The sequence below is a fragment of the Burkholderia sp. HMSC10F09 genome, assembly GCF_001806955.1.
Classification (GTDB): Bacteria; Pseudomonadota; Gammaproteobacteria; order Burkholderiales; family Burkholderiaceae; genus Burkholderia; species Burkholderia multivorans.
Genome location: NZ_KV786743.1, coordinates 1 through 14,387, shown reverse-complemented (window position 1 = coordinate 14,387; position 14,387 = coordinate 1). Strand labels below are relative to the sequence as shown.

At 70.4% G+C, this 14,387-nt stretch carries 13 protein-coding genes; 3 read left to right on the top strand and 10 right to left on the bottom strand.

Annotation, left to right across the window (positions count from 1 at the left end):
- Positions 1 to 1,312: spinster family MFS transporter (locus HMPREF3115_RS29445; RefSeq protein ID WP_218079212.1), on the bottom strand; the 1,312-nt coding region annotated here is incomplete at its 3' end.
- Between the two features lie 428 nt (positions 1,313 to 1,740).
- Between HMPREF3115_RS29445 and HMPREF3115_RS16200 the strand changes: the two genes are divergently transcribed.
- Complete coding sequence (locus HMPREF3115_RS16200; RefSeq protein ID WP_053297938.1) at positions 1,741 to 2,859, top strand: porin; 1,119 nt, start codon at positions 1,741 to 1,743, stop codon at positions 2,857 to 2,859.
- A gap of 38 nt (positions 2,860 to 2,897) precedes the next feature.
- Here HMPREF3115_RS16200 and HMPREF3115_RS16195 read toward each other — a convergent pair whose 3' ends face one another.
- Both HMPREF3115_RS16195 and HMPREF3115_RS16190 read right to left on the bottom strand, forming a co-directional pair.
- Positions 2,898 to 3,911 carry a LysR family transcriptional regulator gene (locus HMPREF3115_RS16195; RefSeq protein WP_006409633.1) on the bottom strand — a complete coding sequence of 338 codons (1,014 nt, stop codon included), beginning with the start codon at positions 3,909 to 3,911 and terminating at the stop codon, positions 2,898 to 2,900.
- The gene (locus HMPREF3115_RS16190) at positions 3,908 to 4,882 is read right to left on the bottom strand and encodes an AraC family transcriptional regulator (RefSeq protein ID WP_053297926.1); all 975 of its coding nucleotides are present in this window, start codon (positions 4,880 to 4,882) and stop codon (positions 3,908 to 3,910) included. The genes HMPREF3115_RS16195 and HMPREF3115_RS16190 overlap by 4 nt, the downstream gene beginning before the upstream one ends.
- 152 nt (positions 4,883 to 5,034) lie before the next feature.
- Here HMPREF3115_RS16190 and HMPREF3115_RS16185 point away from each other — a divergent pair, with 152 nt between their 5' ends.
- On the top strand, positions 5,035 to 6,141 hold the full coding sequence (locus HMPREF3115_RS16185) for an NAD/NADP-dependent octopine/nopaline dehydrogenase family protein (RefSeq protein WP_070555097.1): 1,107 nt from the start codon (positions 5,035 to 5,037) through the stop codon (positions 6,139 to 6,141).
- On the top strand, positions 6,138 to 7,154 hold the full coding sequence (locus tag HMPREF3115_RS16180; protein WP_053297925.1) for a 3-hydroxybutyryl-CoA dehydrogenase: 1,017 nt from the start codon (positions 6,138 to 6,140) through the stop codon (positions 7,152 to 7,154). The genes HMPREF3115_RS16185 and HMPREF3115_RS16180 overlap by 4 nt, the downstream gene beginning before the upstream one ends.
- 65 nt (positions 7,155 to 7,219) lie before the next feature.
- Here the strand turns inward: HMPREF3115_RS16180 and HMPREF3115_RS16175 are convergent, their stop codons facing one another.
- From HMPREF3115_RS16175 to HMPREF3115_RS16145, 7 genes are all read right to left on the bottom strand, one after another.
- Positions 7,220 to 8,557 carry an MFS transporter gene (locus HMPREF3115_RS16175; protein ID WP_070555095.1) on the bottom strand — a complete coding sequence of 446 codons (1,338 nt, stop codon included), beginning with the start codon at positions 8,555 to 8,557 and terminating at the stop codon, positions 7,220 to 7,222.
- Positions 8,558 to 8,730: 173 nt separating this feature from the next.
- Positions 8,731 to 9,783 carry an ABC transporter substrate-binding protein gene (locus tag HMPREF3115_RS16170; protein ID WP_006397879.1) on the bottom strand — a complete coding sequence of 351 codons (1,053 nt, stop codon included), beginning with the start codon at positions 9,781 to 9,783 and terminating at the stop codon, positions 8,731 to 8,733.
- The gene (locus HMPREF3115_RS16165) at positions 9,780 to 10,931 is read right to left on the bottom strand and encodes an NAD(P)/FAD-dependent oxidoreductase (protein ID WP_069221351.1); all 1,152 of its coding nucleotides are present in this window, start codon (positions 10,929 to 10,931) and stop codon (positions 9,780 to 9,782) included. The genes HMPREF3115_RS16170 and HMPREF3115_RS16165 overlap by 4 nt, the downstream gene beginning before the upstream one ends.
- Positions 10,924 to 12,360 carry an FAD/NAD(P)-dependent oxidoreductase gene (locus tag HMPREF3115_RS16160; protein ID WP_065495602.1) on the bottom strand — a complete coding sequence of 479 codons (1,437 nt, stop codon included), beginning with the start codon at positions 12,358 to 12,360 and terminating at the stop codon, positions 10,924 to 10,926. Before HMPREF3115_RS16160 ends, HMPREF3115_RS16165 begins: the two co-directional genes overlap by 8 nt.
- Positions 12,357 to 12,704, bottom strand: coding sequence for a (2Fe-2S)-binding protein (locus HMPREF3115_RS16155; RefSeq protein WP_053297920.1), 348 nt, complete (start codon positions 12,702 to 12,704; stop codon positions 12,357 to 12,359). Before HMPREF3115_RS16155 ends, HMPREF3115_RS16160 begins: the two co-directional genes overlap by 4 nt.
- Positions 12,704 to 13,498: an ABC transporter permease gene (locus HMPREF3115_RS16150; RefSeq protein WP_006408990.1), complete on the bottom strand. Its 795-nt coding sequence runs from the start codon at positions 13,496 to 13,498 to the stop codon at positions 12,704 to 12,706. The genes HMPREF3115_RS16155 and HMPREF3115_RS16150 overlap by 1 nt, the downstream gene beginning before the upstream one ends.
- Positions 13,495 to 14,387, bottom strand: an 893-nt coding sequence (locus HMPREF3115_RS16145) for an ABC transporter permease (RefSeq protein WP_256276213.1), incomplete at its 5' end; no start/stop codon positions are given. The genes HMPREF3115_RS16150 and HMPREF3115_RS16145, both read right to left, overlap by 4 nt.

Below are 14,387 nucleotides of genomic sequence, written 5' to 3'. Positions count from 1 at the left end.
GATAGTGGCGGCAGCCGGCGCCGAGCAGCAGCGCTGCGAGCGCGGCCGCCGCGACGTTGACGATCGACATCGAGTGACCGACCGCCGCCGGCGCGCCGAACACGCGATCGGTGAACAGCGCGACGACGGTCGTGCCGATGCCGAGCGCGATCAGGTTCGAGACGAGCAGGAACAGCGCGGAGATTTGCGCGCGCATCTGGTTCGGTGCGAGCGTTTGCATCGCGGCGGTCGACGTCGGCATCGGAAACGACGCAAAGAACATCGCGATCACGAGCATGGCGAGCGACGCCGGCAGCGCGTCGAGCTGCGTGAACAGCGTGGCGGGCACGATCATGCACGCGGCGCCGATTGCGCCCGCGCGCATCGGCGCATCGACGCGGCCGCGACGCAGCAGCCAGTCGTTGAGCCAGCCGCCGCAGAATACGCCGGCCGTGTTCGCGACGAGCAACACGATGCCGAGCGTATAGCCGGCTTCGACGGCCGTCATCCCGAAACGGCGGATATAGAACGCGGGCGTCCAGCTGAGCAGGCAGTACAGCGTCATCGCATAGAACGAGAAGCCGAGATAGTGGCACGCGAACGTCGCGCGATGCGTGCCGACGAAACGCAGCGAATCACGCATCGATACGCGCCGCACGGCGCCGGAGCGGTCCTGCGCGAGCCCCTTGCGCTGCGGGTCGCGCACGGTCGCGACGAACAGCAGCGCGACGAGCAGGCCGGGCAGCCCGACGATCAGGAACGTGACCTGCCACGCATGCACCTGTCCGACGATCGGCAGCGTGAACGCACTCGCATGCTTGAGCAGCGCGATCACGTAGCCGCCGATCAGGAACGCGACGCCGCCGCCGATGAACGAGCCGAGCGAATACACGGCGATCGCGCGGCCGAGCTTCTCCTTCGGAAAGTAGTCGGCGAGCATCGAATAGGCGCCGGGGGACAGCGCGGCTTCGCCGACGCCGACCCCCATGCGCGCGACGAACATGTGCACGAAGTGCTGGCTGAGCCCGCACAGCGCGGTCGCGATGCTCCACAGCGCGATGCCGAGCGAGATGATGCGCGGGCGCGCATACCGATCGGCGAGATAGGCGACGGGCAGGCCCATCACGGCGTAGAACAGCGAGAACGCGAAGCCGTTCAGCAGACTGAACTGCGTATCGGTCAGATGCAGGTCGCGCTTGATCGGTTCGATCATCAGCACGAGCACCTGGCGATCGACGAACGAAAAGACGTACGCAAGCATGCAGATGACGACGACGTACCACTCGTACGTATAGCGCTTGCCGTCGGCAGCGCGGGGCAGGGATGCGGACATGCGGATTCTCCAGCAGCGGGCGAGGGGAATGCGCGGCGCCGGTCCCGCTGGCGGCCGCCGTCGCGGTGCGAAAAGGTCGAAACGGTCGAAAAGGTCGGGGATCGCACAATCGGACACGCAGCGTAGTCGGCCAATTTCGGTTGCCATAGCCGGAGTGACAGCGGCGCGACACGTACATTCACCGACGCCGATAAAGAAAACACCAGGGTCGCGCGCGCGGTGCACCGCGCGCGGCACGTCGGGCGGGGCGCACGCGCATCATGCGGCGCATCTATAAGCGTTATAGAGCGCGTTGCGTCGACGTCCGAAATTGTCGTTCCTAGACTCGGGCCGGTTTTGACCGATGCCGTTCGCCAGCGACTGCGAACGCGTTTCACACGATGCGTCGCATGGCATGCGTGCGCCGCACTTTCTACGGGACGACGAAGATGACTGATTCGAACGGGCGCGCCGGCAGGCTCGCCGTACTGCTGGCCGCGCTCCTCGCCAGCGCGGCGCTGCCGGCGGCTGCGCAATCGAGCGTGACGCTGTACGGGCGCATCGACACCGCGATCGAATACGCGAATGCGGGGCCGAACCATGTGGCCCGGATGGGCAGCGGCAATCTGTGGGCGTCGCAGTGGGGATTGAAGGGCGTCGAGGATCTCGGCGGCGGCTACGCCACGATCTTCAAGCTCGAAGACGGCTTCAACGCCGCCAGCGGCGCGCTGTCGAACCCGAACGCGCTGTTCGGTCGCGAAGCCTGGGTCGGCATCACGGGCCCGTTCGGCGGCGTGCAGTTCGGCGAGCTCTATACGATCCTGCACACGACGCTCGTCACGTACAGCCTGCCCGGCCTCGGCGCGGGGCTCGCATGGGGCAACGCGACGAACAACTTCGTCGGCCCGGCGTTTTTGCGCGTGCGCAACTCGCTGCGCTATACGTCGCCGCGCTACGCGGGCTTCATGCTGCGCGCGATGGCCGCACGCGGCGCGAACGGCGCGGCCGGGCAGCCGTCGACGCTTGGCGATACCTATGGCGCGGGCATCAACTACGTACGCGGCGGCCTGTCGATCGACGTCGACTACATGCAGCAGAAGTTCAGTCCGGTCGCCGCGTCGACGCTCGGTGCGACGAGTCGCGCCGCGAACGGCAACTACACGCTCGGCGCGATCTCGTACGACTTCCGCGTCGTGAAGATCGCCGCGCTCTATCTGCGGCATCGCGGCGGGTCGGACGTCGCGGCCGCGATCGATGCGCAGAGCGCGTATCCGCACAGCGACATCGTCGAACTCAGTGCGACGGTGCCGATCGGGCGCGCGTCGCTGCTGCTGAGCGCGGGCCATTACCGGAAGGTCGCGGACAGCGACGGCAATGCCGACTCGTACGGCATTCGCCTCGACTATCCGCTGTCGAAACGTACGGTGCTGTACACGGGCGCGGCGATGGTGCGCAATGGCGCGCATGCGCGCTTCGTCGTGAACGGCGCGGCGGGCGGCGGCGTCGCGGTCGCCGCAGCGGGCGCGACCGCGAGCTCGCTCGTCGCCGGCATCGTCACGTCGTTCTGAACGCATGGCGGCGCGCACGGGGGCGCAGCCCCGCGCGCTCACGCGCACGCGGGCGGCTGTGGCGCGAGCCATGCGTCGAACGGTGCGAGCGTGCCGATGCTGAACAGTTCGAGCAGCAGCGCACGCAGCCAGCGATGACCGGGATCGGCATCGAAGCGCCGGTGCCAGTACGCATTGACCGCCCATTCGCCGGCGCCGGCGACCGCGTGGAGCGTGCACGGCTGCTGCGCGGCGAACGTGAGCGCGATCGTCTCCGGCAGGATCAGCGCGTAGTCGCCGCGCTGCAGCAGCGCGGGCACCACCATGAAATCGGGCAGCGCCACGCGCACGCGCGGCATCAGACCGTGCCGGTCGAGCAGCTGCATCGATTGCGGATGCGAGGTGACGGCGACGAAGCGCAGCGTGTCGGGTGCATCGCCGTCGAGCACGAAATCGTCGGGCAGCGCGACGCGCCGCGCGGTGCGACGCGGCATCAGCAGTACGCAGCGTTCGTGCAACAGCGCGGTGCGCTGGAAATGGCTCGACGCGTCGGCGAAGTGACCGAGCGCGAAATCGATGCGGCCCGATTCGAGCGCGACGTTCAGCTGGCATTCATCGACGTGCAGCGTCTCGATCACCGCGCCCGGCGCGCGGCGCTCGAATTCGGCGAGCAGCGTCGGCAGGAAGGCGCTCGCCGCGAAGTCGCTCATGTGCAGCCGGAACACGCGCTGCGTCGTGTCGGGCGCGAAACGGCACCCTTCGTCGAGCACGTGCTGCAGGATCGCGAGCGCCTGATCGACCGATACGGCGAGCCGCTGGGCGCGCGGCGTCGGTTCGACACCGGTGCCGGTGCGCACGAACAGCGCGTCGCGGAACATCAGCCGCAGCCGGCCGAGCGCATGGCTCACGGACGGCTGCGTGACGCCGAGCTGCAGCGCCGCGCGGCCGACGTGCCGCTCCGCGTAGACGGCGCGAAACGTCTTCAGCAGATTCAGATCGAGGTCCTGCACGCGCAATCCGTCGCACGCGTCTGCATCGGTCGGCGGCGGGCGGCCGGGAACGGAAGGCGTCATCGCGGTTGCCTCGCAGTGACGGAAGGCGGATGGCCGTAACGCCGCGCATACGCCTTCGCGAAATGACCGAAACCGTGAATGCCGTGCGCGAGCAGCACGTCGGTCACGCTGCGCGCGTCGCCGCGTTGCAGCGCCGCGTGCACGGCGGCGAGCCGGCGTTCGCGTACGTACGCGGCCGGCGTGGTGTTCAGGAAGGTGCGAAACGCGTGCTGCAGCGTGCGCGGCGCGACGCCCGCGACGCGCGCCAGGGCGGCGAGCGCGAGCGGCTCGCCGAGATGCGCATCGACGTGCGCGCATGCGCGGCGCACCGGCGCGGGCAGCGGAGGCGTGCCGCGCACGAGCGCGTCGCTGTACGAATGCGGCAGATGCGTGAGCAGCAGCGACATCAGCCACGCGCTGAGATCCGCGCGGAACGTCGCCGCGGCCGCGCCGAGTGCGGGCTGCGTACCGAGCCGGCACAGATAGTCGAAGGTCGGTAGCACGAGCGCGGCGCCGGCGCGGTGGCGGCCCGCATCGACTTCGAACTGGAGCGGCCGCGCGAGCGTCGTGCCGAGCATGTCCTGCAGCTTGCGTTCGAGCGCGCGGCGTTCGAGCCGCAGCACGAGGTTGCGGCAATCGCGGCTCGTGCGCAGCCGGCTCGCGCGCGCCGGCGACGACACGGTCAGTTCGCCGGGCCCCGCGTGCACGATCGCTTGTCCCGCCTGCAGTTCGCACCTGCCCGACAACGTCAGCCGGAACAGGAAGTGGTCGGCATCGTCGCCGAAGTCGATACGCGTCTCGCGGCCGTAGCAGAGCTCGAGCAGCGCGCCATGGTGCAGCGGCACCTCGTACAGCTCCGCGTGAAACGGATCGCGACCATGTGCGGCCATCCGGTGCGGGCCGAGCCGGTGCGCGACCGCGCGTTCGACTTCGTCGGGTGCATGCAGCGTGCCGAGCCGGTTCGGTGCGTGTCGGGAAAGGGCGATGTCCATACGCGGGCCTCGTGTCGGGTAGGGCTGCGCAGCGGCCGGCTGCACACGTACGCGATTGCGTTGCGCGATCGGGCGCGCCGTTGCGCGTTTTGAAGCGACGCGGCACGGGCGGCCGCGTAGTCTCGGAACCACTCATTCACCGGGAGACGACGATGAAGGTTTGTGTACTGGGCGGCGGCCACGGGTGCCATGCGGCCGCGATCGATTTGTTCGAGAAGGGGCACGATGTCGCGTGGTGGCGGCGCGATCGCGCGCCGCACGCGCGACTGCGCGCGCTCGGCGCGCTGACGGTGACGGACGCGCGCGGCACGCGCACCGTGCCGGTCGACGACGCGCGCGGCGCGATTCGCGCAACCGACGATCTCGGCGCCGCGCTGCGCGGCGCACAGCTCGTCGTCGTGCCGTTGCCCGCGACATCGCACGACGCGCTGGCCGCCGACGTCGCGCCGCTGCTCGAGGACGGCCAGGTCGTGTTCCTGCCGCCCGGCACGTTCGGCAGCTTCGTCTTCGCGCGTGCGGCGGCGCGCGCGGGCAACCGTGCACGCTTCGCCTTCGCGGAGACGGGCACGCTGCCGTATCTGGTGCGCAAGCATGGCGACGGCAACGTCGTGATCAGCGCGTATGCGACGCGCCTGCCGACGGGCGTGTTTCCCGCGCGCGAGGCAAGCTGGGCGTTCGACGTGCTGCGCGCCGGCTATCCGTCGGTCGAGCCGCTCGACGACGCGCTGTCCGGCGCGCTGATGAATGCAGGGCCGGTGATCCATCCGCCGCTGATCCTGATGAATGCGGGGCCGCTCGAACACTTTGATGCGTGGGACATCCACAACGAAGGCACGCAGCCGTCGATCCGCGCGGTGACGAACGCGCTCGATGCGGAGCGGATCGCGGTGCGCGAGGCGCTCGGCTATCGCGCGCCGTACTTTCCGCTCGCGGATCACTACGCGGCCGACGGCGACGAATGGATGTACGGACGCGGCGCGCACGGCAAGCTGACCGACAGCGGCGACTGGCGCGAGAAGATCGATCTGCGCGCGCATCGCTACATGCTCGAGGACACGCGGCTCGGCCTGTCCTTCCTCGTGTCGTGCGGACGCTGGGCCGGCGTGCCGACGCCCGTCGCACAGGGGCTGCTCGCGATCGCCGGCGCCGTGGCCGCGCGCGACCTGTATGCGGAGGGCCGCACGCTGGAGCGGCTCGGGCTCGCGGCGCTGTCGCGCGACGCGATGCGCACGCTGCTCGAGACGGGAGACGCCGCATGATGCCGGCCGCCGAACTGACGCGCGTGCATGTGCTCGGTGCGGGCCGCATGGGGCAGGGCATCGCGCTCGCCTTCGCGTTCGCGGGGCTCGAGGTGACGCTGATCGACTTCAAGGCGCGCGATGCGGCGGGCCGGCTTGCATTCGACCGGCGTACGCGCGACGAACTCGCACGGCCGCTGCACGCGCAGGTCGCGCTCGGCCGCATCGATGCCGCGCAGGCCGACGCCGCGCTCGCGCGGATCGCGCACGTCGCGCGCGACGGCGCGGCCGACGCGATCCGCGATGCGCAGGTCGTGTTCGAGGCGCTGCCCGAAGTGCTCGATGCGAAGGCCGACGCGTTGCGCTGGCTCGAAGCGCATGTCGATGCCGATGCGACGATTGCGTCGACGACGTCGACGTTCGTCGTCACCGAACTGCAGCGCGACGTCGCGTGGCCGGCGCGTGTGCTGAACGCGCACTGGCTGAACCCGGCGCTGCTGATGCCGCTCGTCGAGATCAGTCGCAGCGACGCGACCGCGCAGCACGTGGTCGACGAACTCGCCGCGCTGCTGGTGCGGATCGGCAAGAAGCCGGTGATCTGCGGGCCGGCGCCCGGCTATATCGTGCCGCGCATCCAGGCGCTCGCGATGAACGAAGCCGCGCGGATGGTCGAGGAAGGCGTGGCGAGCGCGGCGGACATCGATACCGCGATCCGCACCGGCTTCGGCCCGCGCTTCGCGGTGCTCGGCCTGCTCGAGTTCATCGATTGGGGCGGCTGCGACATCCTCTATTACGCGTCGACGTATCTGGCGGGCGAGATCGGGCCGCGCTTCGCTCCGGCCGACGGCGTCGTGCGCAACATGAACGCCGGCCGCGACGGCGTGCGCACGGGTGCCGGGTTTCACGACTATGCGGACGTCGACGTCGCCGCCTACATGCGGCAGCGGCTCGGCGAGTTCGCGCGGCTGCTCGAGCATCTCGGGCTGGCACCGACGTTCGACGGCGCGCGCCGTCGCGAGGATACGAGCGCATGAGCGGCCCGCCGCGCGGTCGACGCGGCGGATACGACCGCCGCCGCGCACGACCGGCGGCCGCGCGGTCACGCGTCGCCGCCGCGCGCGTCAGCCGCGCGCACGACGTGCGTCTCGCGCATCGCGCACAGCGTCGCGACGGTCACGAGCCCGAGCGCGACGAGAAACAGCGAGACGGGCCAGGACGCCTGATAGCGCTGCAGCAAGGCGGTTGCGATCAGCGGCGACATCCCGCCCGCGAAGATCGACGCGACTTCATGACCGAGCGCGACGCCCGAGTAGCGCACTTCGGTACTGAACAGCTCGCCGACGAGCGCCGGCAGCGTGCCGATCATCGCGCCGTGGCTGACGGCCGTGCACACCGTCAGCGCGAGCCAGACGAGCGGCGTCACGCGCGTGTCGAGCAGCCAGAAGAACGGAAATGCGCAGGCGACGAGGCCGAGCGCGCCGATCAGGTAGACGGGCTTGCGGCCGATCCGGTCGGACAGCCGGCCCCACGCGAGCATCGCGCCCATCTCGACGATCATCGCGATCATCACGCCGGTCAGCATCACGCCGTTCGGGATGCCGACGTATTTGCCGTAGACGAGCGAGAACGCGAGGAAAATGTACGCGCCGCCGTTCTCGGCCACGCGCAGGCCCATCGCGAGCAGGATTTCCTTCGGATGACGGCGGATGCACTCGACGATCGGCAGATGCGCATGCGCGCCGCGCTTGCCGGCCTGCTCGTAGTCGCGGCTTTCCGGCAGGTGGCGGCGAATGTAGATGCCGATGGCGAAGATCGCGATGCTCGCGAGGAACGGCAGCCGCCAGCCCCACGTCATGAACATGTCGTTCGGCAGCGTCTGCGCGGCGAGAAACGCGGCGGACGACAGCACGAATCCGCCGCCGACGCCGAGCTGGCTCCATGCCGCGTAGTAGCCGCGCTGCTCGGGCGGCGCGTTCTCGCTGATGATCAGCACGCCGCCGCCCCATTCGCCGCCGGACGCGATGCCTTGCAGCAGGCGCAGCGCGACGAGCGCGGCCGGCGCCCAGATGCCGGCCTGCGCGTAGGTCGGCAGCAGCCCGATCGCGAACGTCGACGCGCCCATGATCAGCAGCGTCCAGACCAGCGACGCCTTGCGGCCGTAGCGGTCGCCGACATGGCCGAACACGATGCCGCCGAGCGGCCGCGCGACGAAGCCGAGCGCGAACGCCGCGAACGCGGCGAGGCTGCCGGCGAGCGGCGACGCGCCGGGCGGAAAGAACACGTGGCCGAACACGAGCGCCGCGGCGGTGCCGTACACGAAAAAGTCGTACCACTCCATCGCGTTGCCGGCGACGGAGGCGATGACGATCCGGCGAAGCTGCCGGTCGGCGAGCGGCCGGGTGGCGCTCGGGGACTGCACGGTGTCGGTTGAATACATGGCGGACTCGGGTGGGGAACGCGAATGCGTGCCGTCTCGGAACCGGTGCGGCACTCGCGACGAGTGTTGTCGGCGCTGCCGCTCCGGTCAAATCCGCAAAAAAAGGGGAGTGTCATCACTCCGGCAAATGATGGTCGCGCCGCACGCGGCCGGGCCCGCACGCGGCGTGTCGGTCACCGCTCGATCTGCCGGTTCCAGCGCGTATCCCACTGCGCGCGGTGCGCGTTGATCGCGGTCCAGTCGACCACCGTCACCTTGCGCACCAGATCGTCGATGTTGCCGAGGCTCTGCTGCATCGCGGCCGGCATCTTCGCGAGCCGGTTGGTCGGAATCTGCTTGCCGGCCTCGGCCGCCTTCGTCTGCGCGGGCGCGGACAGCAGGAACTGCGCGAGCTTCTGCGCGAGCTGCGGGTCCGGATTGTTGGCGACGACGCAGAGGTCGACGAGCAGCAGCACCGGCCCTTCCTTCGGGTTCGCGTACGCGACGGGAATGCCCTTGTCCTGCAGATCGCCGACGCCGGTCGGCGTGAGCGGGAACAGGCCGGCTTCGCCGGTCTGCACCATCTCGGAGATCTTTGCGGAATTCGGGATGTATTCGACGACGTTCGGGCCGACCGTGCTCGCCCACTTGCTGAAGCCCGGCTCGACGTTCTGTTCGCTGCCGCCGAGCAGCCGGTTGATCGCGAGGAAGCCGTGCAGCCCGAACGTGCTGCTCGACGCCGACTGGAACACGACCTTGCCCTTGTACTTCGGGTTCGCGAAATCCATCCACGAGGTCGGCGGCGCCCAGCCCTTCTCCGCGAACAGTTTCTTGTTGTAGGCGATGCCCGTCATCCCGAGCTGCACGCCCGCGCCGACGTCGTCCTTCATGCGCGCGAACGGGTAGAGCTCCTTCAGCACCGGCGAATCGTCGAGCTTCTGGCACACGCCGAGGCTGACCGCGCGCGCCATCACGCCGTCGTCGAGGAACGCGACGTGGATCTGCGGCTTGCTGCGGTTGGCGAGCAGCTTCGCGAGCACGTCCGACGACGTGCCGGGCACGACGACGACCTTCACGTTGTTGGCCTTCTCGAAGTCGGGCAGCACCTGGCTCGTGTACGCCTTTTCCATCGGGCCGCCGTTCATGCCGACGTAGATCGTTTTCGTTTGCGCGAACGCAGGCGCGGACGCGGTCGCGCTTGCGATGCAGAGCGCGGCGGCCGCCGCGATCGTTCCGGTCAGTTTCATCGTTGGGTCTCCTGTTGACGACAAGGGATGGTCGGTTCGGCTTGCGGCGCGAAGCGGCCGATCGAAAACGCATCGAGCGGCGTGACGGTTTCGCCGGTCGTCACGAGATCGGCGAGCACGTCGCCGACACCGGGCGCGAGCAGAAACCCGCCGCCCGAAAAACCGAACGCGTGCAGCAGCTTCGGCGTCGTGCGGCTCGCGCCGACGATCGGGTTGTGGTCGGGCGTGCAGCCTTCGACGCCGCTCCACGTGCGGATCAGCAGCGCGTCGCGCAGTGCGGGCAGCAGCGCGCATGCGTCTCGCATCACGGCGCGCGTCGTGTCGACGGACGGCTGGCCGAACTCGCCGTCGCCGTGTCCGCGTCCGCCGCCGATCACGCAGTTGCCGCGCGCGACCTGCCGCGCATAGACGCCGCCGCCGTAGACGCCGAGGTTGTGCTCGATGAACGGCGGCAGCGGCTCGGTCACCCACATGTTCGGGTAGATGGGCTCCATCGGCACCGCTTCGCCGAAGCGTGCGGCGATCGCGTTGGCCCAGGCGCCGGCCGCATTGACGAGCCAGGTCGACGTGCAGGCGCGGCCGGGCGCGTGGATCCGAAAGCGCGTGCCGTCGTGCCGGACGTCGTCGACCGGCGTGTGCTCGAATACGTCGGCGCCGGCTGCGCGCGCCGCACGCGCGAAGGCCGGCGACACGATGCGCGGGTTCGCGTGGCCGTCGGTCTCGCAGAGCGAACCGCCGAGCGCCGCGCGGCCGAGCCACGGATAGCGGCGGCGGAACGCGTCGCCGTGCATCACGTGCAGCGGCAGCCCGTGTTCGGCCGCGAGCGCCGCGTAGGCGTGGAGCGCCTCGAGATCGGCGTCGCTGCGCGCGAGCCGCAGGTGGCCCGACACGACGAATTCGCCGTCGATGCCGATCCGTTCCGGCAGACGATCCCAGATGCGCCGTGCGCGCAGCGCGAGCGGCAGCTGTTCGGCGGGACGGCCCTGGCAGCGCACGCCGCCGTAGTTCACGCCGCTCGCCTGCGCACCGCAGTCGCGACGCTCGAACAGCGCGACGCGCAGCCCGCGCCGCGCGAGCGCGAGCGCGGTCGATGCACCGACGAGGCCGCCGCCGACGATCGCGACGTCGTAATGACCGGTCTCACTCATCGCGCGCCTCGTCGGGAATCGCGACGACGTCGTCGCCGGCAAGTGCCGCCGCGATCGGGAACGGCTTCACGGGCGGTTGCGCGCGCAACCGGCCGACGTCCGCGAGAGGCCGGCCGGTCTCGGCCGCCAGCACGAGCGCGGCGGCATCGCCGCACATGCGGCCCTGGCAGCGCCCCATGCCGGCGCGCGTCAGCGCCTTCAGGCGGTTCAGCTCGGTCGCTTCGCCGCCGCGAATGCAGCGCCGCAGCGTGCCGGCGTCGATTTCCTCGCAGCGGCACACGATCGTGTCGTCCGGGCACTGTGCGGCCAGTGCGGGGGGCGGCGCGAACGCCGTTTCGAGGCCCGCGCGGAACGCGCCGATGCGTGCCAGCGTGCGCTCGAGCGTCGCCGCATCGGGCTTGCCGGCTGCGCGGTGCGGCGGCGCGACGATCCCGGCATCGTCGAGCAAGGCGAGCGCCGCGCGTCGTCCGGACGCCTCGGCCGCGTCAGCGCCCGCGATGCCGGCACCGTCGCCTGCGACGTAGAGGCCGCGCACCGACGTGCGTCCGGCTGCGTCGCGCTCGGGCAGCCAGGCGCGATTGAGCGGGTCGAAGCGGAACCGGCAGCCGGCGAGATCGGCGAGCTGCGTTTCCGAACGCAGCCCGAAGCCGAGGCCGATCGCGTCGCAGTCGATCGTTCGCCGCGCGTCGCCGCGCGCGGCGCGCCACGCGAGCGCGGCGACGTGCCGCTCGCCGACGATGCGCTCGAGCGTGACGCCCGTTTCGATCGCGACGCCGTGCGCGCGCAGCCAGCCGATGTAATAGAGCCCCTTCGCGAACGTCGACGGCAACCGCAGCAGTGCGGGCGCGCCGGTGAGCTGGCGGCGCAGCGGGCTCGTGTCGAGCACGGCGGCGACCTGCGCGCCGGCCTTCGCGTACTGATACGCGACCAGATACAGCAGCGGCCCGGTGCCCGCGAACACGACGCGCCGGCCGATCGCGCAGCCCTGTGCCTTCAGCGCGACCTGCGCGCCGCCGAGCGTGTAGACGCCCGCGAGCGTCCAGCCGGGCACCGGCAGCATGCGGTCGGTCGCGCCGCTCGCGACGATCAGATGCGAGTACGGCACGGTCGTCTCGCGGCCGTCCTGCAGCGTGTCGACGCGGCCCGCGCCGCACGCCCACGCGAGCGTGTTCGGCCGGTAGTCGACGTGCGGCAGCAGCGCGGCCATCGTCCGGTGCACGGCATCGGCCTTCGCGGCATCGAAGCCGTACAGCGCGCGCTTGCCGCGCACGAACGCGCCGTCCGCCGGCGGCTGCCGATAGATCTGGCCGCCCCAGCGCGCGTTCTCGTCGATCACCACAGGGCGCAGCCCCGCGTCGACGAGCGCTTCGGCCGCGCGCACACCGGCCGGCCCCGCGCCGACGATCACCGGTCGCAGCGCGTCCGTCATCGTGCGTCTCCGGTGGCGGCCGGCGGCGCGCCGGTGACGATCCGCATGCCTTCGACGAGCGGCGTCGAGCACGCGCGCACGCGCGCGCCGGCCTCCGTGCGCACCCAGCAGTCCTGGCACGCGCCGATCAGGCAGAAGCCCGCGCGCGGCCGGCCGCCGAATTCGCTGACGCGCACGCGACGCTGCGCGACGAGGATCGCGGTGAGCACGGTGTCGCCGGCGAGCGCATGCGCGGGCCGGCCGTCGAGCGTGAACGCGATGCGCGCGCGGTCGCGTTCGGCGAGGCGCACGAACTGGGCGCCGTCGTCCGCGGCATCGAGGGAACGGGAAGCGGGAATGGACATCAGTGTTGGCCGATCAGGATGCGGTTCAGGCCGTAGACGCGATCGAGCAGCAGCATCGCGCCGGCGGTAATGAAGATGACGAGCGTCGATACCGACGCCATCATCGGATCGATCGATTCGGTCGCGTACATGTACATGCGCACCGGCAGCGTGACCGTCTGCGGCGACGTGACGAAGATCGACATCGTCAGCTCGTCGAAGCTGTTGATGAACGCGAGCAGCCAGCCGCCGGTGATGCCGGGCACGATCATCGGCAGCGTGATGCGGCGAAACGTCGTCCACGGATCGGCGCCGAGCGAGCACGCGGCCTGTTCGACGCTGCGGTCGAGGCCGGCGACCGACGCGAGCACGAGACGCATCACGAACGGCGTGATCACGATCATGTGCGCGACCACGAGCCACGCGAACGAGCCCGTCGCGCCGATCAGCGCGAAAAACCGCAGCAGCGCGATGCCGAGCACGAGGCCGGGAATCACGAGCGGCGACAGCAGCAGCCCGTTCAGGAACGCGCGGCCGGGAAACGTCGCGCGGCCGATCGCGAGCCCGGCGGGCAGCGCGATCGCGAGCGACAGCGTCGCCGAGGCGAACGCGAGCTTCACGCTGTTCGCGAACGCGGTGACGAAGTCGGGGTAGTCGAGGATCGCGCGGAACCAGCGCAGCGACAGGCCGTGCGTCGGCAGCGTCAGCGTTTCGTCGGGCGTGAAGGCGACCAGCACGACGATCGCGAGCGGCGCGAGCACGAACAGGATCACGAGCGTATGGAACGCGAGCGCGAACGGGCCGTTCTTTCTCATCGGGAAGCGCCTCCGAGGCTGCGCGCGTAGCGGCGTTCGAGCACGCGGTAGTAGGTGAGCATCACGACGAGGTTCGCGACGAGCAGCAGCACCGCGATCGTCGCGCCGAGCGGCCAGTTCAGCGAGCCGAGGAATTCGTCGTAGACGGCCGTTGCCGCGACCTTGAGCCGGCGTCCGCCGAGCAGGCCGGGAATCGCGAACGCGCTCGCCGACAGCCCGAACACCATCAGGCTGCCCGACAGCACGCCGGGCATCAGTTGCGGCACGACGATGCGGCGCAGCGTCGTGAACGGCGACGCGCCGAGCGACAGCGCCGCGTATTCGGTTTGCGGATCGAGCCGCTGCAGCGCCGTCCAGACCGGAATCACCATGAACGGCAGCATCACGTGCACGAGCGCGATCACGATCGCGAACGTCGTGTATTCGAGCTTGTACGGGCCGAGGCCGACGAGCGCGAGCGTGCGGTTCACGAGTCCGCCCGTGTTCAGCAGCATGCTCCAGCCGAATGCACGCACGACGACCGATACGAGCAGCGGCGCGAGGATCGCGAGCAGGAACATCGAGCGCCACGGGTCGCGCATTTTCGACAGCACGTAGGCTTCGGGCGTGCCGATCGCGACGCAGATCGCGGTGGTCAGCGCCGCGATGCCGAACGTGCGCGCGAAGATCGTATGGAAGTAGGGCGAGCCGAGCACTTCGGCGTAGTTGCCGAACTGGAACGCGGCGATCGGGCCGGTGGCCGGGTCGAAGCGGTAGAACGTCAACGCGAACGTCATCGCGAGCGGCACGAGCACGAGCGCGGCGAACAGCGCGAACGCCGGCGCGCACATCAGCCACAGCGGCGCATGCGCACGCCAGCGCGCGCGCCATGCGCGGCCGGCGGCCGCGC